This is a genomic window from Prosthecobacter sp. (assembly GCF_049294395.1).
Taxonomy (GTDB): Bacteria; Verrucomicrobiota; Verrucomicrobiia; order Verrucomicrobiales; family Verrucomicrobiaceae; genus Prosthecobacter.
Map to the genome: position 1 here is coordinate 23,071 of NZ_JBAQCR010000162.1, position 24,899 is coordinate 47,969.

19 protein-coding genes and 1 tRNA gene are annotated in these 24,899 nt (G+C 60.5%); 11 read left to right on the top strand and 9 right to left on the bottom strand.

The window, feature by feature from the left end; all coding sequences use genetic code 11:
- Window positions 1-196: 196 nt before the first annotated feature.
- Entirely contained in the window at window positions 197-1,024 is an 828-nt protein-coding gene (locus WAW39_RS10860; protein WP_422318639.1) for an NAD(P)-dependent oxidoreductase, read from the bottom strand.
- Window positions 1,025-1,140: 116 nt separating this feature from the next.
- On the opposite strand from WAW39_RS10860, the gene WAW39_RS10865 reads away from it, so the two are divergent.
- A complete protein-coding gene (locus WAW39_RS10865; protein ID WP_422318641.1) occupies window positions 1,141-3,822 on the top strand; it encodes a cation-translocating P-type ATPase in 2,682 nt (893 codons plus the stop codon).
- Here the strand turns inward: WAW39_RS10865 and WAW39_RS10870 are convergent.
- The gene (locus tag WAW39_RS10870) at window positions 3,801-4,850 is read right to left on the bottom strand and encodes a peptidylprolyl isomerase (protein WP_422318643.1); all 1,050 of its coding nucleotides are present in this window, start codon (window positions 4,848-4,850) and stop codon (window positions 3,801-3,803) included. The genes WAW39_RS10865 and WAW39_RS10870 overlap by 22 nt on opposite strands.
- Window positions 4,851-5,004: 154 nt before the next feature.
- On the opposite strand from WAW39_RS10870, the gene WAW39_RS10875 reads away from it, so the two are divergent.
- Together WAW39_RS10875 and WAW39_RS10880 are read left to right on the top strand one after the other, a co-directional pair.
- Window positions 5,005-5,796, top strand: a complete 792-nt coding sequence (locus tag WAW39_RS10875; protein ID WP_422318645.1) for a hypothetical protein — start codon at window positions 5,005-5,007, stop codon at window positions 5,794-5,796.
- A gap of 200 nt (window positions 5,797-5,996) precedes the next feature.
- A complete protein-coding gene (locus WAW39_RS10880) occupies window positions 5,997-7,748 on the top strand; it encodes an MbnP family protein (protein WP_422318647.1) in 1,752 nt (583 codons plus the stop codon).
- Window positions 7,749-7,798: 50 nt separating this feature from the next.
- On the opposite strand, the gene WAW39_RS10885 is transcribed toward WAW39_RS10880, so the two are convergent.
- Window positions 7,799-7,872, bottom strand: a tRNA-Gln gene (locus WAW39_RS10885).
- A 296-nt stretch (window positions 7,873-8,168) separates the two neighbouring features.
- Between WAW39_RS10885 and WAW39_RS10890 the strand changes: the two genes are divergently transcribed.
- Window positions 8,169-8,912, top strand: coding sequence for a hypothetical protein (locus WAW39_RS10890; protein ID WP_422318649.1), 744 nt, complete (start codon window positions 8,169-8,171; stop codon window positions 8,910-8,912).
- A gap of 19 nt (window positions 8,913-8,931) precedes the next feature.
- On the opposite strand, the gene ptsP is transcribed toward WAW39_RS10890, so the two are convergent.
- The 5 genes from ptsP to WAW39_RS10915 all read right to left on the bottom strand — a co-directional run bounded on the left by ptsP (window position 8,932) and on the right by WAW39_RS10915 (window position 15,273).
- The gene (ptsP, locus tag WAW39_RS10895; RefSeq protein WP_422318651.1) at window positions 8,932-10,674 is read right to left on the bottom strand and encodes a phosphoenolpyruvate--protein phosphotransferase; all 1,743 of its coding nucleotides are present in this window, start codon (window positions 10,672-10,674) and stop codon (window positions 8,932-8,934) included.
- Window positions 10,675-10,744: 70 nt separating this feature from the next.
- Window positions 10,745-11,593, bottom strand: coding sequence for a tetratricopeptide repeat protein (locus WAW39_RS10900; protein WP_422318653.1), 849 nt, complete (start codon window positions 11,591-11,593; stop codon window positions 10,745-10,747).
- A 129-nt stretch (window positions 11,594-11,722) separates the two neighbouring features.
- Window positions 11,723-12,805, bottom strand: coding sequence for an alpha/beta hydrolase family protein (locus WAW39_RS10905; protein WP_422318654.1), 1,083 nt, complete (start codon window positions 12,803-12,805; stop codon window positions 11,723-11,725).
- Between the two features lie 141 nt (window positions 12,806-12,946).
- On the bottom strand, window positions 12,947-14,608 hold the full coding sequence (locus WAW39_RS10910) for an esterase/lipase family protein (protein WP_422318655.1): 1,662 nt from the start codon (window positions 14,606-14,608) through the stop codon (window positions 12,947-12,949).
- The gene (locus WAW39_RS10915) at window positions 14,608-15,273 is read right to left on the bottom strand and encodes a 3-keto-disaccharide hydrolase (RefSeq protein WP_422318657.1); all 666 of its coding nucleotides are present in this window, start codon (window positions 15,271-15,273) and stop codon (window positions 14,608-14,610) included. The genes WAW39_RS10910 and WAW39_RS10915 overlap by 1 nt, the downstream gene beginning before the upstream one ends.
- 66 nt (window positions 15,274-15,339) lie before the next feature.
- Between WAW39_RS10915 and WAW39_RS10920 the strand changes: the two genes are divergently transcribed.
- From WAW39_RS10920 to WAW39_RS10945, 6 genes are all read left to right on the top strand, one after another.
- Window positions 15,340-15,852, top strand: coding sequence for a gluconokinase (locus WAW39_RS10920; protein WP_422318659.1), 513 nt, complete (start codon window positions 15,340-15,342; stop codon window positions 15,850-15,852).
- A complete protein-coding gene (locus WAW39_RS10925) occupies window positions 15,849-18,698 on the top strand; it encodes a PD-(D/E)XK nuclease family protein (protein ID WP_422318661.1) in 2,850 nt (949 codons plus the stop codon). The genes WAW39_RS10920 and WAW39_RS10925 overlap by 4 nt, the downstream gene beginning before the upstream one ends.
- An 11-nt stretch (window positions 18,699-18,709) precedes the next feature.
- Window positions 18,710-19,447 (top strand): 4-hydroxy-tetrahydrodipicolinate reductase, encoded by a 738-nt coding sequence (gene dapB, locus WAW39_RS10930; protein ID WP_422318663.1) that lies wholly within the window; start codon window positions 18,710-18,712, stop codon window positions 19,445-19,447.
- Window positions 19,448-19,522: 75 nt separating this feature from the next.
- Window positions 19,523-19,987, top strand: coding sequence for a 2-amino-4-hydroxy-6-hydroxymethyldihydropteridine diphosphokinase (gene folK / locus WAW39_RS10935; RefSeq protein ID WP_422318665.1), 465 nt, complete (start codon window positions 19,523-19,525; stop codon window positions 19,985-19,987).
- A 69-nt stretch (window positions 19,988-20,056) separates the two neighbouring features.
- A complete protein-coding gene (locus WAW39_RS10940) occupies window positions 20,057-20,815 on the top strand; it encodes a hypothetical protein (RefSeq protein WP_422318667.1) in 759 nt (252 codons plus the stop codon).
- Window positions 20,812-22,317, top strand: coding sequence for an NAD(P)H-hydrate dehydratase (locus WAW39_RS10945; protein ID WP_422318669.1), 1,506 nt, complete (start codon window positions 20,812-20,814; stop codon window positions 22,315-22,317). The genes WAW39_RS10940 and WAW39_RS10945 overlap by 4 nt, the downstream gene beginning before the upstream one ends.
- A gap of 305 nt (window positions 22,318-22,622) precedes the next feature.
- Here WAW39_RS10945 and WAW39_RS10950 read toward each other — a convergent pair whose 3' ends face one another.
- Window positions 22,623-24,074: a DUF1501 domain-containing protein gene (locus WAW39_RS10950; RefSeq protein ID WP_422318671.1), complete on the bottom strand. Its 1,452-nt coding sequence runs from the start codon at window positions 24,072-24,074 to the stop codon at window positions 22,623-22,625.
- A gap of 182 nt (window positions 24,075-24,256) precedes the next feature.
- Here WAW39_RS10950 and WAW39_RS10955 point away from each other — a divergent pair, with 182 nt between their 5' ends.
- Complete coding sequence (locus WAW39_RS10955; protein ID WP_422318673.1) at window positions 24,257-24,898, top strand: hypothetical protein; 642 nt, start codon at window positions 24,257-24,259, stop codon at window positions 24,896-24,898.
- Window position 24,899 lies beyond the last annotated feature (1 nt).

Sequence of the window (24,899 nt, forward strand, 5' to 3'; positions counted from 1 at the left end):
GGATGGGGCGGGATTCGGATTCCAGGCCGGCTAAAGCCGGTACTACAATACGAAGAGCCGGAAGCCGGACGGGCTGAAGCCCGAACTACGTACGATGAGGCTGGCGCTTGGGCGGAGGTGGGGTGGTGACTTGGGAACTTGAAGCAAGGCGCTGTGATCGAGGACGATGGTGTCCGTGCGCGTGTGCGCGGTCAGTTTAGCGCTGGCCGATGACGCTGAAATCGAGGTCGCCTTTGCCGGCGTCCACTCCGGCGCGCATGGCGGCAGCGGTGCAGTCGAGGGCGGGGGTCTTGAGCTTTGCCTCTGCTGCGAGTTCGCGGGCAAAGTCGGCGTCCTTGAGCATGTTACGCAGGGCAAAGTGGGGCTCGAAGTCGCTCTTGATGATGGCGGGGAGCTTCATGCCGATGAGGGTGGAGTAGTTGGCGTTCGACTCCAGGGCTTCGTGCAGGCGTTCGAGCGAGATGCCATTGGCCTTGGTGATGTCCGCCGCTTCGGCCACGGCCTCGACGATGACAGCGGAGACGAGGTTGGTGACGATTTTGAGCACCATGGCTTCGCCGATGGCCCCGAGAGGCAGGATCTTGGCAGCGCTAGCTTCGAGAACGGGCCGGGCGCGCTCCAGCAGCAGATCACTGCCGCCGATGTAGTAGCTGAGCTTGCCGTTCTGTGCGGCCATCTTGCTGCCGGTGAATGGCGCGTCGAGAAAGGCTGCGCCGGTTTCCTCGACGAGCTTGGCGGCCTGCAGCGTGGCTTTTTTGCTGACGGTGGCGTGATTCATGACGAGATGCCCGGCCTTGAGAGCGGGCTTCATGTCCTCGATCGCCTCGATCAGCGCCACACTGTCGCGCACGAAGATCTGGATGATGCCAGCCGCCTCGGCCACCTCATGAGGTGATGCGAGAAAGTTGGGCACGGGGCGCGCGCTGCGGCTCCAGACAAACACCTCATGCCCCGCCTTGCGCAGATTGTCCGCCACACGACTGCCGATGATGCCGAGCCCGAGAATGCCAACGTTTTGTTTCATGCCCACGCCCTTAGCGCGCATTTGCCACAGCGCAACGACCGCCTCTGTGTCAGGTCATTTGCACCCATGGGGTGCATTACCCATGGCGCTTGTCGTGATCCAATTTATCGTGGGGCATGCAGGCACTTACACCGCTCATCTGGCACGCTGTAGAATCTGACAAGACTGTGACGGCGCTGCAGACCGATGCACAGGCCGGACTGAGCGGCAGCGAGGCCTCTGAACGACTGAAACAGCATGGGCTTAATGAGCTTCCAGAGGATAAGCACAAGCCGCTGTGGCGGGTGTTTGCAGCGCAGTTCGCGAGTCCTTTGATCTACATTCTGTTTGTCGCGGCGGTGATCTCCTTTGCAATGGGGCATGCCAGTGATGCGGTGGTGATCCTGATCGTCGTGCTGATCAATGCGCTTATCGGTGCGGTGCAGGAAGGGCGGGCGGAGCATTCCATGACGGCGCTGCGCAAGCTTTCGGCGCTGAAGGTGCGCGTCATTCGGGATGGCAAGGAGTCGATCATCGAAGCACGGGAACTGGTGCCAGGAGACATCCTTTTGCTGGGAGCTGGAGATCAGGTGGGTGCGGATGCGCGGCTGCTGGAAGCCGCTGCATTGGAAGCCACTGAGGCCGAGCTCACGGGAGAGTCGCTGCCAGTGGTCAAAAGCACGGAAGTGGTGACTGAAGACGCAGGTCTGGGAGACCGCAGGAACATGATCTACTCCGGCACACACCTTACCGCAGGCCGTGGGCGTGCGGTGGTGGTGGCCACGGGCCTGCAGACGGAGGTGGGAAAAATTGCCCGCATGACGACGTCTGCGGAGCAACCCAAAACACCGCTGGAACTGCGGCTCAAGCAGTTTGGGAACTGGCTGGTGATTGCGTCCATTGTGCTCTTTGTTTTGATCGTCGGCTTTGGCCTGCTGCGCGGCATTCCCTTCGTGACCATTTTCATGGTGGCCATCAGTCAGATGGTTTCGATGGTGCCCGAGGGCCTGCCGGTAGCCATGACGATTGCGCTGGCAGTGGGCATGCAGCGCATGGCACGGCGCGGTGCCATCGTGCGGCGACTTGCCGCCGTGGAGACGCTTGGATCCACCAGCATCATCTGCAGCGACAAGACTGGCACGCTGACGAAGAACGAGATGACCGTCACCAAGCTGATCCTGCCGGATGGACGACAAATTGAAGCGACGGGAGCAGGTTATTCGCCCGAAGGCAAACTTACCGGCGATGGCCATGACGACGATGCGGTCAAAGTTTTGCTGGAGGCCATCTCCCTGTGCAACGATGCGAATCTGGTGCCGCCAGATGGTGAAGAAACGCGCTGGCGACCGCTGGGAGACCCCACCGAGGCCGCGCTGCTCACGCTGGCGCACAAAGGTGGAGTGAAACCTGAAACGCTGAGCCTGGACTGGCCGCGCGGCGCGGAGATCCCCTTTGACTCAGCCGAGAAGATGATGGCCACGCAGCATGACAATGATGGGAAGTACCGGGTGTTGTTCAAAGGGGCGCCTGAGAAGCTGCTCGAACTCTGCGATCAAACGACGCTGGATTTGGCCAAGCTTCAGCAAACGTCCGAAGAACTCGCGGCGCAGGCTCTGCGGGTGCTCGCCGTGGCGGAGATCTATGACGTCCCGCTTGATGAGAAGGCTGGTTTTGAACCCTGGCGCGGGAGGCTGCGCTTTCTCGGGCTGCTGGGCCAAATGGATCCACCGCGTGAAGAGGTGAAGGCGGCGGTGGTCGAGTGCCTGGCGGCGGGCATCCGGCCGGTGATGGTCACGGGAGATCACAAGGCCACCGGGCTTGCGATCGCGACTGAGCTGGGCATCGCGAGGCTGGGTGACATCGCCGTGGACAGTGCCGAGCTCGAAGCGATGTCTGAAGACGAACTGCGTGGCAGCCTGGACCGCATCTCTGTTTTTGCGCGGGTGCATCCGGCGCAGAAGCTGCGGATCGTCAAAGCCTTTCAGTCGCAGAAGCAGGTCGTGGCCATGACCGGAGACGGTGTGAATGACGCACCGGCGCTGGCCGCAGCAGATGTGGGCGTGGCCATGGGCATCACCGGCACGGAGGTGGCCAAGGGTGCGGCGAAAATCATCATCACGGATGACAACTTCGCCACCATCGTGAAAGCCATCGAGGAGGGACGGCTGGTGTATCAGAACCTCAAGAAGGTGGTGCTGTTCCTGTTCGCCACCTCCATTGACGAAGTCGTCATCCTGCTGCTGGCGCTGCTGTGTGGCTACCCGCTGCCGCTGGCGGCGGTGCAGATCCTGTGGATTAACATCGTGACCGAAGGAGCGGTGACGGTGAACCTGATCATGGAAGGGCTGGAGGGCGATGAAATGCGCCGCCAACCGACGCCCATGAACGAACAGCTCATCACAGGACCGATGCTGCAACGACTGCTGCTCATGGTCATCACCGCGGTGGTGGCGGTCTTTGGTTTCTTCATGTGGCGGCAGGCCAGTGGCGTTCCGTTTGCTCTGGTGCAGACGGAGACCTTCACCCTGATCGCGGTGACGCAGTGGTTCAATGTTCTCAACTGCCGCAGCGCCACCCAATCCGCGATCAGCCTCGATGTGCTGCGCAACCGGTGGCTCGTCGGTGGACTCATTCTTGGGAATGCGCTGCACCTCCTCGTCATCTACAACGCATCGATGAACCACATTTTCCACACGGTGCCGATCCCGCTGGCGGACGTCTTCCTCCTCGGCCTCATCGGCAGCAGCGTGCTGTGGATTGAAGAAATCAGGAAGTGGCGCGCACGCCGCCGATTGGATCAAGGTGCCGGTGCAGCGTGATCAATGACCGCAGCGTGGTAAACCACCGGCTGCGGCGAGCGTTCCCGTAGTTCAGCGAGGAGGGCCTTCAGCGCCACTTCGCGCCGTTTGGTGGTGAGCAGCGCGGTGATCTCGGGTGTTACTTCTGCCAATGCAGGCAGCCGTGAGGCGTGACGCTCCAGCACGATGATGAGATGCCAGCCGAGTTGGGTCTGCACGGGCTCGCTGAGCTGGCCGACCTTGATCTTTTCGACCACCGCGATGAAATCCGACGGCATTCGCTGCTGCGTGAACCAGCCGAGATCGCCGCCCAAATTTTTGCTGCGATCGTCCTCGGAATCTTCCTTCGCCAGTTGCGCAAAGGTCTTCTCCTTTGCCAAGAGCTGGCGATGGATCTCGCGGATCTCTGCTGAACGGTCTGGCTTCGCTGGGTCATGCCGGGTGAGGAAAATGTGCGCGGCATGATGTGCCTGAGGAATGCGCAGCGTCTCTTTGAATTCGGCGTACCAGGCGCGCAGTTCCTGCGGCGATACAGCCTTGAATCGAGCCTGAATTGCCGTCTCAATCCATGCTTCATCCTGCTGTGCGTCCTTGATCCGGGCTTCCAGAGATTTTGGCGTGAGGTGCTGGGCAGCCAGACGTTTGGGAAATTCCGCCGCATCGGCAAACTGCCGCTGCATCCGCTCCGACTCACGTTTCACTGCGTCCTTTGACAAGCCTGTGTCGGAACTGCTTTTGCTGCGGCTGGCGCGCAGGAGGCGATCGTTCACCAGATTTTCCAAAACCTGTGAGCGTGTCTGCTGGCGAGCCTCTGGACTGAGACTGTCCCATGCTGCATTGCACTTCCACAGTTGCTCCCGCATCGCCGCCTCCAGTTCCTGCCGTGTGATCGGTTGGCCATCCACCTCTGCGGCTACTCCCCTGCCCTGACTCTTTAGACACATCTTATGCAGCGGGCCTTTGAAGGCGTACAGGTCTGCCAAAAGATAGCAGACAGCCATGAAAGCGATGGCAAGCCGCCACGGAAAGGCTTGAGAGGAACGAGGCATCAGGATTCGCAGCGTAGGATCGGACCACCCATTGGCAAGCCAGCGCTTTGGCTGATTAATTAGTGGCGAAGCACTGGTTAATTGTTATATTTTTATAATTGTCATAAAAATAAAGCTAGATTTATTGAGTGATGATCATAAATTTCACATAACAATGACATTCCGAAGTCTCATTCCCCTGTTATTTGCGGCCTGCACCGTCACGGCAACGGCTGCAACCGTCAGCGTGACCGGACTGGATAACAATGGCGATGCGATTGGCGAGTATGTCATTGGCGGGCAGACCTATTGGTGGTTTTGCATCGAGCCTGGCGAGCCTGCTTTGAGCAACCAGACCATCAGCGCAGACACCTTGTCGCTTCAGAATGGCTGGACAGTGCAGAACGTTGAACGGAACAACATCTACCAGTCCGATCCTCTTTTCTATTCCGGCATCGTTCCGAAACAAGTGGCCGTGATGGAGTACGTTCTCGACACGTATCTGCCTTGGAACACCCTGGCTGGTGCCTCGGGCCGGTTCCTCGAGCAGAGCGGCGACTACCATGACTTCGGTAATAACGACCCTTTCTTCAATGCGATGTTCGCCATTCAGGATTTCCTCTCGCAGACCGCAGGCAAGCCGCCGAAGTCGGACTTCACGGACATGAGCGACTATCTGGACTACTTTGCCCCGCTCGGCACGCCGACGGGTGACGCCCGCTCTGCGCTTTTCCAGAGCATCCTGAGTGACGTGGCCTCCAAAGACACCCCGGGCTTTTTCGACAGCTACGTGGCCCAGCACAGCTACTTCACCGTTAATACTTTCTATAGCGAAGCCGACCCGAACAACTGGCAGGATGGGCTCGTGATCGGTGGTTTTACCCCTGTGCCGGAGCCCGGCGGAGCCGTCCTCATTGCAAGTTGCGGCCTCGCATGGACACTGCGGCGTCGCCGTCGGATTGGCTGAGGTGGGACTGAGGTCTCTCAGTGCCTGATGCGTACTACTCAAACCGAGTGAGCTGACTTTAAGGCGTGGGCCTCAAGCCCATATGAGCGACATGGCGGCCACCGGGCCTCCGTCTTACAAACACCTGACTTGTGAGTCTATTCTCATTCTAAAAAGTGTGCCGCCCACGATAAAGGTCGTTGTTTATGCACTGCATCTTCATGAGAACCCTGCTTTCCAAGATGCCGCTTGGGGTTTGGGCGATGGTGACTTGGATGCTCGGGCTGTCTGCATGGGGGCAGGACCTACAGTTGCAGATTGTGCCGGTGGTGAATGGACAGACGCTGCGGCTGAATGAGCCGCTGGCGCATGTGGATGCGGCCAAGGTGACTCGACTTGATTGCCTGCTCTCAGGGCTGGCTTTGCAGAGAGAGGATGGCACCTGGCTGGAGTCGAAGGACTGGTTTGCGTACGTAAGTGCTGCGTTGGGTCGGCAGACAGCGAAGGTCTCGGGCATGCCTGCAGGCGAGTACAAGGGGATCCGCTTTCGCATCGGTGTGGATGAGGCCACGAACAAATCGGACCCGAATGGTTATGCGCCCACTCATGCGCTCAATCCTCAGGTCAACGGCTTGCACTGGGGCTGGCAGGGGGGGTATATTTTCATGGCGCTGGAAGGCCGATTCTCGAAGGACGGCAAGGAGAATGGGTTCTCGTATCACATTGCCAATGCGCCGCAGTTGATGACGGTGGAGGTGCCAGTGGCCTTTCGTGGAGGGCGACCGCTGACAGTGGTGCTGGAGTTTGATGTGCAGCGTGCGCTGGCAGGAATCGACTTTGCCAAAGATGGTACTTCGACCCATTCGCGCGCGGGTGATGCCCTCGCGGCGAAGCTCAAGGCGAACATCGAGAAGGCGTTCCGGGTGCGCAGCATGCACTACGATGTGTATCAGACACCGGCGTTTGCCACCAAGCCTGCTCCCCTTCCCGCTGGCACTCATGCGCTGACCCCGGCGATGACGCAGCGTTTTCCTCAGGTGCAGCTGCCGTCCGACAATCCGCTGACGCAGGAAGGCGTGGCGCTGGGCCGGCAGTTGTTTCATGACGCGCGGCTGTCGGTCAACCAAACGCAGTCCTGCGCCTCCTGCCATGACCAAGCGCGTGCCTTTGCCGATGCACGGCGTTTCAGCCTCGGTGCGCAGCAGCAGATGGGGAAGCGCAATGCGATGCCTTTGTTCAATCTGGCCTGGCAGCCGTCTTTCTTCTGGGATGGCCGTGCCGCCACGCTGCGGGAGCAGGTGCTGATGCCGATTCAGGATGTGCATGAGATGAATGAGACGCTGCCCAAGGTCATTGCCAAGCTGAGCGCGGATCCGGAGTGCACGCAGGCGTTTGCGAAGGCGTTTGGCTCCGCAGAGATCACGCCGGAGCGTGTGGCGAAAGCGCTGGAGCAGTTTTTGCTGACACTCGTCTCGCAGGAATCACGCTTTGACCGTGCGGCACGCAAGGTGGCGGAACTGAGCGAGAGCGAGAAGCGCGGGCTGCAGCTCTTTGTGACGGAGTTTGATCCCAAGCGCGGGCTGCGCGGTGCGGACTGCTTTCACTGCCACGGAGGCACGCTGTTCACGAGCCAGCCGTTTGCCAGCAACGGACTTGAACTTGCGGAGGATGACCTCGGCCGCATGGCGGTGACCAAAAACGCGGCTGATCGTGGGAAATTCAAAACGCCGAGCCTGCGCAACGTGTCCCTCACCGCGCCCTACATGCACGACGGTCGCTTCAACACGCTGGAGGAAGTGGTGGAGCATTACAGCAGCGGGGTGCGACGCAGCGCGACGCTGGACCCGAACCTGGCCAAGCATCCGGAGGCTGGCATTCAACTCACGACGCAGGAGAAAGCGGATCTCGTGGCGTTTCTCAAGACGCTGACGGATGAGAGTTTCACGGGTGCTGCTGCCACTGCCGCCCGATGATGGGTGGCGGTGAGAAGTGGATGTCACCCAATCCAACACCCTATTTGTGGTGGTTACCCCGCAAGGATTCGAACCTTGAACGAGAGAATCAAAATCTCCTGTGTTACCATTACACCACGGGGTAGGAGGTGCGCCGAGCGCGATATTAGAGCCTCATTTCCGCTGTGCAAGGACGGCTTGGCGCTGAATTAGGCAGTCCGAAGGAGATTTGCAGCGTGCACCGGGGGTAAAGGGGCAGCTCGACCAAGGTTTGAGTCACTTTTTTCACCATTGGGCGAATGACGCTCCAAGCCTTGAATCTACTAGCCTCCAGCTCCTAAAGATATCCTTAGGGTGTTGAAATTATGGAAATGCGAAATATTTATTCTTGCAATGTTTATTATAACCACCATAATAACTTTGTAATTTAAGAAAATCATTATGAAGAAGCTCATCCTCATCCAAAACGATTATCCTGGCACCGGCAAGAGCACCCTGGCGCTCTGCTTCCACCGTTACCTCCAGCAGTATGGAGTCTCTCATCAGCTCCTCTCCCTCACGGAAGAGGATTCCTACAATGCTTCCGGTGTTACCGCGCTTGATGCCAGTTCATTGACACCGAGATCTTTCCTCGCCCATGTGGATGCCTCCCCGCTGACCATTTTGGACGTGAGCACGGGCTTGGGTGAGTTCTTCAACAAGTTCTATCAAGGCTGCGAAATGGACCAGATTCTTCAGGCGGCGGGAGTGGCCCTCTCCGTGGTCTTGCCGGTGACGGTTGATCATGAGAGCTTTGATTCGGTCATCGATGCGGCGGAGGTTTACTCCGACAACGCCGAATACCTGATCGCCCATCTGGTGACGAGCTGCTATGATGAAGACGACAAGGTCTGGGACACCAGCTATGCCGCGCGCGTGATGGACATGTTTGAAGCGGTGGAGCTGCACATCCCGGAAATCACCTTCCAGGCCGAACTGAGCACCGAGCGCATGAGCCTCGACAGCGCCCTGCAGCACGATGACGCCGAAGAACGTCTGGGCAAGGAATACACCAAATGGCACCGCCGCGTGATGGGCCAGGTGGACAGCGCCCGCCAGTATCTCTTTGGTGATGCCTTCCGCCCCACGATGGCTCCGAAGCCAGCCAAGCTGGTGCGCAAGAGCAAGCCCAAGCTCGCTGCTTAATCCCCTCAAAACCAAAGGACTACTCGAACAATTCGGGATAGTTCTTGTCCGCCACAGCCCGGCTGAGAGCCCGTATCTCGGCCGGGCTGGTGCATTTCAGGACGGCTTGCGCTAGGGCCTCGCACTCCGGCACGTCGAGACGACGCACGGCATGCTTCACGCGGGCAATTTGCGTGGTGGCCACACTTAATTCATTCAATCCCAGACCGATCATCAAGGGAGTGAGAGTCAGATCCGACGCCATCTCACCGCACATGCCGATGCGGATGCCCGCCGCACGCGCCGCCTGGACCGACATCCCGATGAGCCGCAGCACGGCAGGGTGGGTGGGCTGGTAGAGCTTTGCCACACGGTCATTGAGGCGGTCCACCGCAATGGTGTATTGAATGAGGTCATTCGTCCCGAGGCTGAGGAAATCGACTTCCGCCGCGATCAAATCCGCCGACAGGGCTGCGCTGGGAATCTCGATCATGGCACCGATCTCGATCTCATCCGGCACATCCACGCCTTCCGCGGTGAGTTCATCCGCGCAGTCATTGAGAACGGCTTTTGCCTCCAGCACTTCCTGGACGCCGGACACCATCGGAAACATGATGCCCACGCGACCATGCACGGCGGCGCGCAGCAGGGCACGCAGCTGGCGCTTGAAGAGATCCAGCCGACCCAAGGAAAGGCGGATGCCGCGCCAGCCGAGGAAGGGATTGGGCTCCGGCTCCACAGCGAGACGTTCGTCCACCTTGTCACCGCCGAGATCCAGGGTGCGGAACACGACGCGCTTCGGAGCCTGGGACTGCACCACTTTGCTGTAGGCCTTGGTGAGCTGGTCTTCGGTGGCATCCGGATTTTCCAGATGGAGGAACTCCGTGCGGAACAGCCCGACTTCCTCGGCGCCGCTGTCCTCCACGATCTTCATTTCCTCGATGAATTCCGCATTCGCCCCCACGCAGATGGCGGTGCCGCAGCGTGTGAGGGAGGGTTTGTGCCGTTCCAGTTGAAAGACATCCTCGCGCCGTTCAGCTTGCTCTTCCCGCAAGCGGTAGCGCGCCAGAGTTTCAGCGGTTGGATTTTGAATCAGCAATCCGCCTTCACCATCCAGCAGGACGGTGTCACCGCTGTGCAGTTCATCGCAGATGCCATGCAGTCTCACCACCGCTGGAAGTGCCAGGGAGCGGGCGATGATGGCTGCGTGCGATACTGCGCTGCCCGTCTCCAGTGCAAAGCCCAAGACCTTGCTGCGATCCAGCTGCACGGTGTCGGAAGGGGTCAGATCATGCGCCACGACGATGACCGGCTCATCAAACATCGGGTGATCCAGAAGTTCTCCTCGCAAATGGCGCATGACGCGATGCGTCACGTCTTTCACGTCCAGAAAGCGTTCACGCAAGTAGGCGTCCGAAAGCCCGCGCAGGGCGTCCATGTGCTTGCACATGAGCTTGTAGTAGGCCCAGTCCACACACACCTGCTGCTCGCGCACGATTTTTTCCGTCTGCTTTAGAATCGTGGAATCCTGCAGGATCAGAAGATGGGTCTCAAAGATCTCGCTTTCGGCGCTGCCGTGCTCCCCTGCCATCACACGCTGCAGTTCTTCGATCTCTTTGGCGGTGACGGCCAGAGCGGCATGCAGGCGCTCCATTTGGTTAGCTTCCGTCCCGGGCTCGATGGTATCCTCATCCGGCTCGTCAAAGTGATCCTTAAGGACATGCACCACCGCATGCGCAACCCCATCGGACACCGCGGTGCCGGTCCAGGTTTTTTCTTGCAAAGGGGGTGATGAAATCATTTCCGCTCCTACCTTTCATGCGGACGAAGCGTTTGGCAAACGCCACCGTGCATCAAACTGACGCCAGAACCTTTTCCATGCGCTTTTTCAAGGCGCTGGCCTTGCCTTCCTCGCCAATGATCTCAAGCATGGCGACGTAATCGGCCCCGATGGCCTCATAGCTGCGTTCTTCCTGGGGCAGCTGGGCCTCCAAGATCCTCAGGCTTTTCTCAAAATGCTGCTGAGCCGCCTCATTATCCTTAAGTTCATGGCATGCCGTGGCCAGATTGCAGAGGGACTGGGCCACATCCCGGTGGTTCTCACCGAGGACCTCGATGCGGATCTGCAGCCCGTCCTCAAACATTTCCTTGGCCTGATCTGGAAAGCCGGCCGCGTAGTAAAGGCTGCCCAAGTTGTTGAATACGCAGGCCACGGACTCGGATTGACGCCCGCGCTTGTTTTCCAAGGTCTCCAGCGCACGCAGGTAGTGCTGCTCCGCCAGGGCAAACTTGTCCATGCACTTGTAGGTCATGGCCAGGTTGTTGCGCAGCTGGGCCGCCACCTCGAGATTGTCACCGCCCAAGGCTTCGTGGTTGCTGATCGCCTCCTCGTAATAGGGCAGCGAATCCGCCTCCCGCCCGTTGAAATCCAGCAGAGTCGCGAGACTCGTGCGAACATTGGCCATCACATCCGCCGGCATTTCAAGCTTTTTCCCAGCCTCCAGAGCATCGAGAAAGGACGCTTCCGCTCCGGCGATGTCGCCCGCGTCGCGCTGGGCATCTCCCAGCGCCTGAAGCGCGCGCACCAGACCGGGAGCTTTCCCCGGAAACTCCTTAACAGCTTCGCGCTGAACCTCCACCGCCTTGCGAGCGGCATGGATGACAGAATCGGCAGTGGCAGCTGAAGAAGTAATTTCGGGCATGATCTCGACAAAAAGCTGGTCGGGGTGGTGGAAGTGTACCTTCGTGGACAGAGCCGCCCCCCGTCAAGTGCCGCGTTTGCCCCAAAGCACAAAACTCGGGCAGACTGGACGAGCCTCCAGCCCCCTGGCTCAAGGCTTGAGCCAGTATTCGAAGAAGCGGTAGATCTGCTCGTTGGATTCCTCGTTGGGATCGTGCTTCTCACGGTTCGTCATCGCCACGCGGCTGGTGACGCCGAGAAGTTGATTTACGGCGATGGCGTGATTGAGCGCGGCCCAGCGTTTTGGCGGGTCTTCGGCGCCGCCGGAGACGAGGAAGGGGCGCGGTGCCATGAGGGCATGGAGTTCCTGCAGATCGTGACCTTGTTCGATGAGCGCCTTGTAGGCGCCGGTGCGCGGGCTTTCGGCGCTGACGAGACCCGGCTTGCGGGTGAGGGCGGGATCAAGGCCGAGATACCAAGGCTCCTGATAGTTGATGCTGCCACGTGTTTCATCAAAGACGATGCCCGCATCACTCCACGCGGCGCAGGCATACTTGTCCCAGAGGCAGGAGCCAAACAGCGACCACTTGCCACCATACGAATGGCCGACGATGCCGATGCGGGCAGCATCGACTTCAGGCAGTGTGGCGAGCGCCTGCCACATGTTGGCGCTGATGTAGCCGAGGTAGGAGAGGGGCTGGCACTTGGCAGCCTCACTCAGCACGGGCTTGCGTGCATCTCCGCCGGGTGAACCGATGGAGAGCGTGACGAAGCCGCGACGCGCGAGCTGCCAGGCGAAATCGCGCAAGGGTTTCGTACTGAGGCCTGCGCTCGTTTCGGGATCGTAGTAGGGCACGAAGACGGCAGGGCGCTTGCCCTCGTTCGCAGGGAGCAGCAGGTAGCCATCGCCGGTTTGTCCGGGGGCGATTTCGACGCGGACCTTGCGCTGGGTGATGCCCCCTTCCCGCTGTGTGGTTTCCAGCACTTCGATTTTTGGTTTCTCAATGACCGCAGGCCATGCGCCCATGATGGCATGCCAGTCCGCGAGGATTTCGGCGCGGCGTTTGGGCCAGTCTTCTGTTTTCTTCACCTGGCTGCCGTCTTTGAAAACGAGGGGTGATTTCCCCGGTGAGAACTGGCCGGCGAACTCAGTGGGGACCTGGGTGAAAGGGAGATCATCGGCATGAGCCAGCACTGCGGCGGCCAGCAGGCCGGAAAGGAGGAAAGGTTTCATGGGGGTGTTATTTCAAGAACGTGACTTCGCGGCGGTTCCATGCGGACAAGTCGGTGCCATCAGAATTGAATTGCCGCAAAAAACGCAAAAAGGGTCAAAAAATCCTGAGTTCAGAAGGCTGAACGACAAACACTGAGGTGTTCAGCGTGCTATGCGCCCGCTTTCCTGCAGGTGCTCGCGGAGGACGCGGACGACTTCCTGCACCACTTCGGGGCGCTCGACACAGCCGTGCCAGCAGGGGACGATTTTTTCGGACTTCGCGCCTTCGAGATGGGCGCTCCAGTAGGGGACTGCGCCGTCGGAGCTTTCTAGGAGGGGCTTGCGACCAAACTGACCGATGATGGAGTGGTAGGGCACGGGAATGGGCACGGCGTTCAGCCCATCATAAAAGGGATGCTCATTGGAAAGGGTGCCGATGCTGAGGAAGGCGAAGAAGCCCCAGTCGCGAATCTGCGGCGAGAGCGCGTCGGTGTTCCCCTTGAGCAACTGCTGTGACATGAGCAGCGTATCCACCGGCAGGCGAATGAACGAGGCGAGACGACGCACGATGTTCTTGCCGGCGAGATTGCTGCCGCGCTGTGGCGTGGTGATGAACAGCAGACGCTTCACCTCGGGCTGAGGCTTGAATTTGAGGGCGCTGACGATGCGCGCGCGCACAGGCTCCGAAACGTCCAACTGCTCCGGCGGCTTGCGAAACATGGCGTCCCACAGCTTGTCTTTGGGATCGATGGCCTGCATGCGGCTGAGGAGCCCGCCCATGCTGTGGCCAACCAGCACCATTTGGCTCATGCCGGGATCGTTATGATCAGGATCGAAGTAGTCACGGGCCTGCTGCAGCGAATTGCGCAGGCGTGCGGACGTCTGCGGCACACTCAGGCCGGTGGGATACAGGAAGTACCAGGGCTGATACTTGGCGCGCAGTTCGGGGTCTGAGCTGATGGCATTGACGGCGTTCAGCCAGATGTGCGGATCCGACATGAGGCCATGCACAAAGACGACGGGGATGCGCTTGGGGTCATACCCGTCCATGCAGTAGAGATGGCTGTCTCCCAGGGTGCGCTCGGGATAGAACAAGCCCAGCAACGAAAAGAGGCCGAGGGATTTCTTGGACAGGGCGAGATCCTTGGCCGCAGTGAAGTTTGCTGCGAGCAGGCGCTCATCACTCTGTACCTTCACGGTTTCCACGTTGAGGGCATCGTGCAAATGCAGGCGGCAGCGCCGTGGGGTGGCGGGATCGGCGTCATCATCCGCCATCTCCAGCACGGCGGTGAGGGTGAGGTTGCCACCGTTTGGTGGCAGGAAGGGCTGCTCTTTGCGCGTGGTGTCCGTGCGGTAGATGTGGCCAACGACGGGCACGCCCAGGCCGGGCCGCTCCGAGAGCGTGTCCTCTCCACGCGACCTCTTGCGTGAAGCAAGCAGGAGTTGGTCAAGCTGCTTGGGCAGCACCTCGCGCTTGGGGCTTGTCTCGTTGGTCAGTTCGATCTGAAAGGACTGCTGCCTGGAGGTGAACTCGGTGCCGCTTTGCCAGTAGCGCGGGCACTGATGGGAGTCCCATTCACGCAGAAACTTGGCGAGTGCATTTTCATAGCGATCCTCGGCTGCCCGTCGTGCGGTGGACTTGCCGTGCTGCATGCCATCCCAGCCTGAGGCTACCTCATCCAGAAGGGCGGCCATGTGGCGCTTCTCACGAGCACTGAGCTCCGTCTCGTCACGGGTGGTCTCCACACGCAGGGCGGTGTGGCAGGAGGTCAAGGCTCCGCAAAATGCGAGAGCGAGCAGGCGCAGCGCAGAGATCGGTGGCATCACTTCGGCTCTGTGATCGGAGTCAGCTTGACGTTGCGGATCGCGGCCATGGTATTGAAGGTCGTGAGCGAGAGCGGCAGGTAGCTTTCGATGGGGCCGGAACGCACGCTGATTTTTTTGCCTTCGATGTCCTCGTCGATGATCTGTTTGTCCCCCAGCCAGACGCTGATGTTTTTCGGGGTGACGCGCAGCTTGATGGCGTACCACTCGTCATCCTTGTAACGCTGGTAGCTGGAGGTGTTGTTGTCGGAGGCGTCCATGCCGTCGATGCAGGAGATGCCGGTCACGCTGCCGCCCCAGCCGCCGCAGATCAGGCTGGCGCAGTGTTTGAGATCGCCCACGGGAAAGGTGAGGCCCACGAAGAAATCGACGCCCTGCATGCGCTTGGCTTCCAGCGTGATCTCGTAGTTGGTCGTTGGCAGTGCGGCAGCTTTCTTGTAAATGGCACCGCTCACATTCTCGCCTTGATTGATGATCATGAGACCACCCTCCAGCTCCACCTCCCCGCTGCCGCCGACGTCCACGGACTCCCAGTCGTCGAGCGATTTGCCGTTGAAGAGGATGATCTCCTTGGCAGCCTCCGGCTTGGCAGCGGCAGGTTTGTCTTCAGCAATGGCAAAGGCGGTGCCGAGCACCAGAAGAGCGGTCAGGATCGAGTATTTCATGGCTTCGGTTCACACCCTCAGCGTGGCATGCCCCACGGTCAAGCTTCACAAAAATCACCTTCACACATGCTCCACCCCGATCTAAAAACCATCATCATCATGGGCGTCTCCGGCAGCGGCAAGTCCGTCGTCGGCAGCCTGCTCGCAGCCAGGCTCGAAGGCGTCTTCGAGGACGGCGACGATTTTCACCCGCCGTCGAACAAGGCCAAGATGTCCGCAGGCACACCGCTGAATGATGACGACCGCTGGCCCTGGTATGCGACGCTGCGCCAGCGCATCGAGGATATGCGCCACCTCACGCCAAACTACGTTCTGGCCTGTTCCGCGCTGAAGCCGATCTATCGTGACAAGCTGCGGGCGCATGACCACCCCGAGACGCTGCGCTTTGTGCTGCTGGACGGCACGAAGGAGCTCATCGCCACCCGTCTTGCGGGGCGCAAAGGGCACTTCATGCCGCCCACGCTGCTGGACAGCCAACTGGCCACGCTGGACCCGACGCCCGACATCATCCGTGTTTCCATTGATCAGACGCCCGAAGAGATCGTGAACGACATCCTCAAGAAGCTGGGAGACTCATGAGCGCCCAGATCCAGCGGCTGTTCTGGGGCTGGGATACCCCCGTGCTGGACCAAGCCGTGGCACTGCTCTGCCGCGACTGGGATTCTGCGCGTGCGCTGGATCTCAGCAGCACGCTGCTGCTGGTGCCGAACGGTGAAGCCGGACGCCGACTGCGCGAGGCGCTGGCGGTGGTGACGAATGAGACGGGAACCGCAGCCATCGTGCCGCATCTCTGGCTGCCGGAGCAGGCGCTGCTGCCGCAGACGCGCCGCTTTGAAGCAGCGACTGCGGTGCAGTCACAGATGGCGTGGCAGCGGGCGCTCGAAAGGGTGCCGCTGGAATCACTCACGGCGCTGTTTCCCAAGCCTCCCACTTCTTCCGGCTGGGGCTGGCAGGCGGAAACCGCACGCATGCTGGCGGAACTCAAGATGCTGCTCGGCACCGGGGGGCTCACTTTTGCCGACACGGCTGACCATCCTGCTGCGCAGCGCGAAGCTGCACGCTGGCAGGATCTGGCGAAGATCGAGCGCGTGTACTTCGAGGAACTTGCACAAGCAAAAGTGGCGGACGCGCAGATGCTCAAGCGCGGGTATGCGCAGGAACCGGCGCTGCCGGAAGGGGTGCGGCGGATTGTCGTGCTGGCCTCGCCGGATTTGCCGCCATTGCTGGATGACTGGATTGCAGGCTGCGCCAAACGCGGACTGCAGGTGGACATCGCGATTCAGGCGCCGCAGTCCATGGCGCACACCTTTGACGCCAGCGGACGGCCGCTGCCCGAATTCTGGGGCGAAGACGCGGGGTGCAGCCTGCCGTTTCAAGATGAGCAGATCCATGTGGCGCGTGATCCTGCCACGCAGGCGGCGCTGACGCTGGATCTCATGCGCGAACTTGTGCCGACGGGCCGCACGGCGCTCGGTGTGTGCGACGCGGAAGTCGGCAGCCTGCTGCTGGAAAAGCTCACGCTGGAGGAAGCGCGCAGTTTTGAACCCGGTGGCATTCCGGTGCAGCGTGAGGGCATGTGGCATGTGCTGGATTGCTTCCGCCTGCTGCTAAGTTCGGGTGCCTGGCGTGCCTTTGCCGCGCTGCTGCGCATTGATGAATTTCGCAAAGCCGTCATTCCCGGCAATGAGAGCACTTCCCAACTTCTGCGTGAGGCGGATGACTTTGCCAGTGAGCATCTGCCGGTGACTTTGGCGCATGCGCTGGAGCTGCCGCTGGCGGACTGCCCTGCCCTGCTGCCAGCCATCCAGAACACGCTCGCATTGCTTGAATCGCTGCGTCGGCTCACTCCGGCCAAAGCGGCGCGCACGCTGATCTTGAAGCTGCTGGGTGAGCAGGAGTTCAATCCTGATGCACCAGGTGACCGTGAACGTACGGAGCTGGCCACGGAGTGGCTGCGCATCACGGAGGAGCTTGAGCAGGAGGCGCAACGCTTTGGATTGCAGCCCAAGGCTGAAGACATGTTCTCGCTGTCACTCGAGTGCCTCGCTCAAAGCCGCCTCGCTGAACCGCGTGGGGACATTGACCTCGTGCTGCAGGGCTGGCTGGAGTTGCTGTGGGAAAAGGCGCCGAACTTGATCGTCACCGGTCTCAATGAAGAGCATGTGCCGGGCATTTTCATCAGCCATCCGTTTCTGCCGGACAGCCTGCGCAAGGCGCTGGGGCTGCCGTGTCAAAACACCCGCTTCGCGCGTGACGCCTTCATCCTCGCCGCACTGGCGCAGCAGCGTCTGGGTAAACGTGGACGTCTGAGGCTGCTGTGCGGGCAGTGGAGCGAGGATGGCGATGCTTTGCGCCCGTCCCGGCTGCTGTTTTTGTGCGACAACCAAGTGCTGCCACAGCGTGTGGCCCATCTGTTTCCGAAGGAGGAGGATCAGCCGTCCGCAGCCGAGCCACCGCGTACGCTGGCCTGGAAGCTGCAGCCGGACTGGAGCGCGAAGCCGCTGGACACCATCTCGCCATCACGCCTGCGCGAGTATCTGAGCTGCCCTTTCCGCTACTACCTCGGCTGCACGAAAAGCATGAGCGCCATCGAGACTGGCAAACGTGAGCTGGATGCCGCTGAGTTTGGCAATCTCATTCACCATGCGTTTCATCGGCTGAGTCTGGACCCCGGCATGCGCGACAGCACTCACCCCGCACACATTGCCGACTGTCTGGAAGCTGCGGCACGGGACCGGGTGAGAGAGATTCATGGGCAGCGGCCCGCGCCGCTGATCACGCTGCAGCTGGAAAGCATTTTGCAGCGCCTGCGGAAAGCGGCCGAGATCGAAGCCAGGAACCGGCAGGAAGGCTGGCAGTGCATTGATGCGGAGCTGCTGATCGGCGACAATGAAGATGCCATGCCCTTCCTCATCGCCGAGGCTCGTTTGAGAGGCCGCATTGACCGGGTGGAACGCCATGTGGACGGCACCCTGCGCATCGTCGATTTCAAAAGCTCCGACAAACCGCGCACGCCGCAGGAGGCGCACGTCAAAGTGATCACGGCCCGCACGAAGCTGACCGAGGCCGATGAATGGAAGTGCTTTGACCTGCCCGATGGCAAACGCGGACTGTGGCTGGATCTGCAACTGCCGCTCTACGCCGCCGCTTTGCAGAAGCGCGGTCAGTCCATCAGCAGCGTGGCCTACTTCGCGCTGCCGAAAAGCATACAGGACACCGCCATTCTCCAGTGGGAGGGATTTGATGCAGAACTGATCGAGGCTGCGCATCAGTGTGCCGCCGAGGCGGTGCAGCGCATCCGCAGCGGTCAGTTCTGGCCACCGGCTGAGCGCTCCCCCAATGCTAGTTTTGACGAAATCCTGCTGCACGACCCAATGCACAGTGTTCAGCCGCCTCTTGCATCATTACAGCTGCCCGTTTATTAAACCGGCTCATTATGTCCGACATCAAACTCCTCATCACCGGCAGCAAAGGCCGCATGGGCCAGGCCATCATCCGTGCCGCAGAGGCTCAAAACGTCACCGTCGCCTCCACCGTTGACGTGGGCGATGCATTGTCCCCGGCGCTCGCGAAAGCGGACATCGTGATCGACTTTTCCTCCCACACCTTCTGCGATGAACTGCTGGGCGAATGCCTCAAGCAAGGGAAGAGCCTCGTCATCGGCACCACCGGCCACACCAATGAGGAACTGGCCCACATTCGCGAAGCGTCCAAGGCCCTGCCGATTGTCTTTGCCTCTAATTACAGCATCGGCGTGAACACCTTGTTCTGGCTGACGCGCAAAGCCACCGAGTTGCTCGGACCGGACTTCGATCTCGAAGTCGTGGAAATGCATCACCGCATGAAGAAGGACTCTCCGAGCGGCACGGCACGCACGCTGGTCGAGATCCTCGCGGATGTGCGTGGCCTGGAGTATGACAAGGACTGCAAGCATGGCCGCTTTGGTGATGTGGGTGCCCGCACGCCGAAGGAAATCGGCGTGCACGCCATCCGTGGCGGCGATGTCGTGGGCGATCATACGGTGATCTTTGCCAATGTCGGCGAGCGCGTTGAACTCACGCACAAAGCCAGCAGCCGTGACACCTTTGCCACCGGTTCCGTCCGTGCCGCCCAATGGCTGGCGGGCAAGCCTGCGGGGCTGTATGACATGCAGGATGTGCTGGGACTGAAGTAATAGTTTGCGGTGGCTGAACGGTTGTTGACGATGGTTGACGGTTGTTTTCCAAGCCATCGCTAAGAACTGCAAACCATGAACTTCGGTATCGCTCTTGGCTCCAATCTTGGTGATCGTGCTGAGAACATGCGGCGTGGTGTTGAGATACTGATGGCGCGCGTGCCGGGCATCAGGCTCAATGCGAGTGCGCAGGTGTATGAGACCGAGCCGGTGGATTGTGCGCCGGGGACGCAGGCGTTTTTGAATACCGTCATTGAAGTCAGCGCCGACTGTGCGCCGCATGAACTTCATTCGCACCTCAAGGCCATCGAGCAGGCGCTGGGGCGGCCGGAGCAGCGGGAGCGCAATTCGCCGCGCACGCTTGATTTGGATCTGCTGTACGCGGATGATGTCGTGAGCGATGATCCCGTGCTCACGCTGCCGCACCCGCGCATGCACCTGCGGCGTTTTGTGCTGGAGCCGCTGGCGGACATCCGGCCTGAGCTGGTGCTGCCGGGGCAGAAGGTGTCGGTGGCCGAACTTTTGGCGGGTTTGGAGTGATGCCGGCTTTGCCTTACTTCGCGGATTCTGCGTGGCATGGAGCGGAATCTTGCTATGGAATGATGGACCATGACTGAAGCCCAACCCACCTCTGCTGATCCTGGACGCTGGATTCGTTTTGCCCTCGTCATGTTGCCGGTCGGCACCATCCTGCTGGGGATTGCTTCCTTTGGCATCTGGCAGTGGAAGAAGGACCAGGCGGCGGATCGTTCCTTCAAGTATGCGCTGGCGCTGCGGCGGCAGATCAGCCCGGAAGGCATCGAACGGTATGCGGGAATCGTACGCACGGCTTTGGGCAAAGCGGACCGGGACCTGAGCATCCCGGGCTATCTTGAGTCCACGATGGGCGCTGAGAACATGGGCTACACGGTGCGGCGCGGGCGCTTTGGCAACGAGAAGTCGGTCATCGACGCCGAACTGACGGGGGCCAAGCGGCCGCTGGAAATCGTGATGGTCCTGGCTCTCTACGGTGGCCCGGCGGATCAGCAGGAAAGCACGGTGCAAGCCATCGCCGAATCCTTGTCTGTCGCGCATGAACTTACGGGTGAGAAAGTGGTGCGTTCATTGCGCTTCGCCTTCATCCCAGACACACCTGAAGCACTGAAGCAGTTGAAGGATGGACTGCAGCGCGATGGCGAACGCCTGATGCATCTGCTGGTGCTAGGCGGTCCCGAAGTGGCAGGCATTGAAGGCATCTCCAAAGCCTTGGACACGACGGCCAAAGGCACGCGCGTTCTTTCGCTGCCTGCCACAAAAACGACCCAGGAAACGGTGCAGTCGGCCCATCAACTCAAAGGCATGCTGCTGGAAGCAGCGGAAATCCCATGATCGTCACATGCCGCCAGATGCAGCAATGCGAAGAGGCCGCCTTTACACGTGGCGTGAGTGCGGCGGCATTGATGGAGGAGGCGGGACGTGGCATCGCGAATGTGGTGCGTCAGTTTGCGCCGCGTGCGGGATCGCTGGTGCTGTTTCTCGGCAAAGGCAACAACGCGGGTGATGCGCTCGTCGCGGCGCGTGAACTGGTCGCTGACGGTTGGCGGTTGTATGCAAGGCTGAGTGGGGAGCCCACGGCGATGAAGCCGCTGCCGCGCACGCATCTGGCCATGCTGGGCAGTCTGGTCCGCATTTTGGAGGATGCCTCGACCTTTGATTTTCCAGCCGGACCGATCGTGAGCCTGGATGGACTGCTCGGCATCGGCGCCCAGGGGCCGATGAAGCCGGATCTGCAGGTCCTGGCGCGTGAAATGAACACGCTGCGCACGCAGCGGCATGCGCTGACGATTGCGATGGATATTCCCTCCGGTCTCGACGGCGATCATGGTGACGCCTGCGAGGACGCGGTGGAAGCGGATGTGACCGCCGTGGTGGCGCAGATCAAAGCGGGTCTGCTGGAAGACGGCGCTGATCATTACGTGGGGCGCATCGCGCTGGTGCCGCTGCCTGATTTGTCGCACACGGATGGCGATGCACAGGCCGAAGTGCTGACGCCGCAGATGCTGCGCTCCTGGCTGCCGCGCCGTGCCAATGACATGCACAAGGGCGATGCCGGGCGCATCGGCATTCTGGCTGGCTCGCCGGGATTTCTCGGTGCTGCGGAACTGGCCTGCCGTGGTGCTGTTCGCGCGGGTGCGGGACTCGTCACGCTGCTGGTGAAGGAGGATGTTTATCCGCTGATCGCGCCGCGCATGCCTGCGGAGGTGATGGTGAAGTCGATCGACGATTATCGTGATGTACTGGAGATGCGCTTTGATGCCCTGGCCATCGGGCCAGGGCTGGGATTTGCGCATGAAAAGGAAATCCTTGAAGTGCTGAAGCGGGCCAAGGCCCCCACCGTCGTGGATGCCGATGCGCTGACGATGCTGGCGCAGCACCCCGAGGTACTGGATGCCACGGGCAAGCTGCCGCGCCTGATGACGCCGCATCCCGGCGAGATGGAACGCCTGCTGCGGAATTTCCCCGGCTGGCATGGCATGAGCCGCCGCAGGCTCGTCGAATCACTCACGGAAACTGCACCGGGACGCACGCTGCTGCTCAAAGGCACGCGCACCGTGATCGCCACGCAGGGCAAGCCGACTTTGTTCAACACAACAGGCCACGCCGGCATGGCCAGCGGTGGCATGGGCGATGTTTTATCCGGCGTGTGCGCCACCTTTGCCGCGCAGCATCTCACGCTGCATCAGGCAGCGGGTCTTGGGGCGTGGCTGTGCGGTCGTGCGGCGGAGAGGTTTGTCATTCAGGAGCGCACGGCCATGGAGTCTGTGGGCGCGAGCGATGTCACGGCGCATCTGGGTGGTGCGCTGCTGGATTTGAAGGAAGGCCGCTTCTGAGGAAGTGGCCTGGTGCGTACCGTTTTAGAGCGCTGTAAATTATGTTACCGCCCTTTAGCACACAACATTGTGCGGCCACAAAGCTGATCCCCTCTCCCCGCCGCTGATGGGGCAATGCTCAAGAGGTTCTTGGGGGAGAGGTAGGGTGAGGGGCATCCCACCCTGTCAAAAGGCACGTGTCGTCCCCTCACCCCAACCCTCTCCCCGAAGAAAAAGCTTCGTTGTCGCCGTATGTCAGGGGCGGGGAGAGGGAGTCCCGCTTTGGCCGCCCTGGATTTACCTGCCCCATCATTATTCAAAACGCTTTAAGCCAGCAGCTTGTGCAGGACTTTGCCGTGCACATCGGTGAGGCGGAAGTCGCGGCCTTGGAATTTGAAGGTGAGCTTTTCGTGCTCAAGGCCTAGGAGATGAAGAATCGTGGCGTGCAGATCATGCACGTGGGCGGGATCTTCGGCGACGCCGAAGCCGAGTTCGTCGGTCTTGCCGAGGGTCTGACCGGCTTTCACGCCGCCACCGGCGAACCACATGGTGAAGGCGTCGATGTGGTGATTGCGGCCGGTCTTGTCGCGGTTTTCGCCCATGGGGGTGCGGCCAAACTCACCGCCCCAGATGACCAGTGTCTCTTCCAGCAGACCGCGTGACTTCAGATCGCGAATCAGAGCGGCGCAGGCTTGATCGACGTCTTTGACGACTTTGGGGAAATCGTCTTCGAGGGTTTCGCCTTTGCCGCCGTGGTTGTCCCAACTGGTGTGGTAGAGCTGCACGAAGCGGGTGCCGCGCTCGACGAGGCGGCGTGCCAGCAGGCAGTTGCGTGCAAAGGAAGGCTGGGAGGGATCGACACCGTAGAGATCGAGGGTCGCCTTGGATTCGCCCTTGAGGTCGATCAGTTCCGGGGCGCTGCTCTGCATGCGCCAGGCCATCTCGTAGGCGTTGATGCGGGTTTGGATTTCGTCGTCACCGGTTTCCACGAGGCGGGAGAGATTGAGCTCGCGCGCGGTGTCGATGACACGGCGCTGGCTGGCCGCGCTGTAGCTGGCGGGCGTGGAGAGATTCAGAATGGGCTCGCCCGTGCCACGCAGCGGCACGCCTTGATAGGTGGTGGGCAGGAAGCCGCTGCCCCAGAGCACGGCACCGCCGCGGGGACCGCGCGGACCGCTCTGCAGCACGACGAAGCCGGGGAGATCGCTCGATTCACTGCCGATGCCGTAAGTGACCCAGGAGCCCATGGAGGGCCGCCCGAACTGGCCGCTGCCAGTGTTCATGAAGAGCTTGGCCGGGGCGTGATTGAACAACTCCGTTTTGCAGGTGGTGACGATGCTGATGTCATCCACCACGCCCTGCATGTAGGGCAGCATGTCGCTGACCCAGGCTCCGCTCTGGCCGCGCTGCTGGAACTCGCGGCGGGTGCCGAGGAGCTTGAAGCCGTTGCTGGTGCCCATGAAGGCAAAGCGCTTGCCCTCGATGTAGCTCTGCGGGATCGGCTGACCGTTTAACTCAACGAGCTTCGGCTTGTAATCAAAGAGCTCCAGTTGTGAAGGCCCGCCGGCCATGAAGAGGTAGATGACGTTCTTCGCGCGGGGCGTGACGTCCGCCTTCTTCATCACGCCCGGCCCTGCCGCCGCCGCAGCGCTGGCGGCATGCAGTCCGCGCTCTGCCATCAGCGATGCCAGCGCGACGGAACCAATCCCCATGCCGCACTGGCTGAAGAAGTGGCGGCGGGTCTGGTCGCGGAGAGCGGTGTCTGAGGGTGGGAGCATCTGATGGGCTTACGAAACACCCAGCGCCGATGTTTCATCAAGCGTCTCCAAGGATCGTAGAGTCCCAATTATCAAATTCGTCCTCTGGACGCCTCAAACCACTTTTCCGATCACGGCAACTTCCCCGATGGATCCCGCCACGAAGCGCTTGTCACGTTCCTTTTTGCATCCATCGTATTCACATGAGTGAGTTGACTGCCTCTCACGCAGCGTTCCAACCCCTGGCAACAACCTCTCAAGTTGAGCCGAGCGGCCTTGAGAAAGCTCGCGCCACCTTCCAACATGCAGGCCTGACTCTACCGCATATTCCTCAGGAGCTTGCCTGCCGACTGGAGCAACAAGATAGGTGGATCTTTTCTACACGCGATGACACGATGTCACCGGGCGAACTCACCATGTACGTGAACGAGAGCTATGATCCTCCGCCACCTTATGTCATGCTGGCCTACTCAAGGCATTGGGCAGATGCGATGGTATATTATCTTGTTTTTGGCCCGTTGCGTCTGTTTCTGTACCTCTCCTGGGGCGAAGGGGTCTTGGATGCCACGGAAGAAAAAGCCGAAATTCAGAAGTGTTTTGCCCTGGCCGACGAAATTCTAACTGCGGCCATGACTTCGGGGAAGCTTTTCCCAGATGAATATCTGACCGTCTTAGGCTCCAATCTCCATCCGAGCCATTGGGGATTGTCAACTCATGGACACATCCGGCGCTCGAAACTGATCAACTCAAGGCGACCGTCGGTATTGCTAACCAAAATCCTGAGGTGGCTGAATGACCCCAAGCCCAGACGAGGCAGACCTACTGTGGCTCGCAAAGCAGGGTGAA

Bases quoted from the DNA above. Each gene is read 5' to 3' on its own strand.
- WAW39_RS10860 (WP_422318639.1), bottom strand. From the start codon at position 1,024: ATGAAACAAAACGTTGGCATTCTCGGGCTCGGCATCATCGGCAGTCGT.
- WAW39_RS10865 (WP_422318641.1), top strand. From the start codon at position 1,141: ATGCAGGCACTTACACCGCTCATCTGGCACGCTGTAGAATCTGACAAG.
- WAW39_RS10870 (WP_422318643.1), bottom strand. From the start codon at position 4,850: ATGCCTCGTTCCTCTCAAGCCTTTCCGTGGCGGCTTGCCATCGCTTTC.
- WAW39_RS10875 (WP_422318645.1), top strand. From the start codon at position 5,005: ATGACATTCCGAAGTCTCATTCCCCTGTTATTTGCGGCCTGCACCGTC.
- WAW39_RS10880 (WP_422318647.1), top strand. From the start codon at position 5,997: ATGAGAACCCTGCTTTCCAAGATGCCGCTTGGGGTTTGGGCGATGGTG.
- WAW39_RS10890 (WP_422318649.1), top strand. From the start codon at position 8,169: ATGAAGAAGCTCATCCTCATCCAAAACGATTATCCTGGCACCGGCAAG.
- WAW39_RS10900 (WP_422318653.1), bottom strand. From the start codon at position 11,593: ATGCCCGAAATTACTTCTTCAGCTGCCACTGCCGATTCTGTCATCCAT.
- WAW39_RS10905 (WP_422318654.1), bottom strand. From the start codon at position 12,805: ATGAAACCTTTCCTCCTTTCCGGCCTGCTGGCCGCCGCAGTGCTGGCT.
- WAW39_RS10910 (WP_422318655.1), bottom strand. From the start codon at position 14,608: ATGCCACCGATCTCTGCGCTGCGCCTGCTCGCTCTCGCATTTTGCGGA.
- WAW39_RS10915 (WP_422318657.1), bottom strand. From the start codon at position 15,273: ATGAAATACTCGATCCTGACCGCTCTTCTGGTGCTCGGCACCGCCTTT.
- WAW39_RS10920 (WP_422318659.1), top strand. From the start codon at position 15,340: ATGCTCCACCCCGATCTAAAAACCATCATCATCATGGGCGTCTCCGGC.
- WAW39_RS10925 (WP_422318661.1), top strand. From the start codon at position 15,849: ATGAGCGCCCAGATCCAGCGGCTGTTCTGGGGCTGGGATACCCCCGTG.
- dapB (WP_422318663.1), top strand. From the start codon at position 18,710: ATGTCCGACATCAAACTCCTCATCACCGGCAGCAAAGGCCGCATGGGC.
- folK (WP_422318665.1), top strand. From the start codon at position 19,523: ATGAACTTCGGTATCGCTCTTGGCTCCAATCTTGGTGATCGTGCTGAG.
- WAW39_RS10940 (WP_422318667.1), top strand. From the start codon at position 20,057: ATGACTGAAGCCCAACCCACCTCTGCTGATCCTGGACGCTGGATTCGT.
- WAW39_RS10945 (WP_422318669.1), top strand. From the start codon at position 20,812: ATGATCGTCACATGCCGCCAGATGCAGCAATGCGAAGAGGCCGCCTTT.
- WAW39_RS10950 (WP_422318671.1), bottom strand. From the start codon at position 24,074: ATGCTCCCACCCTCAGACACCGCTCTCCGCGACCAGACCCGCCGCCAC.
- WAW39_RS10955 (WP_422318673.1), top strand. From the start codon at position 24,257: ATGAGTGAGTTGACTGCCTCTCACGCAGCGTTCCAACCCCTGGCAACA.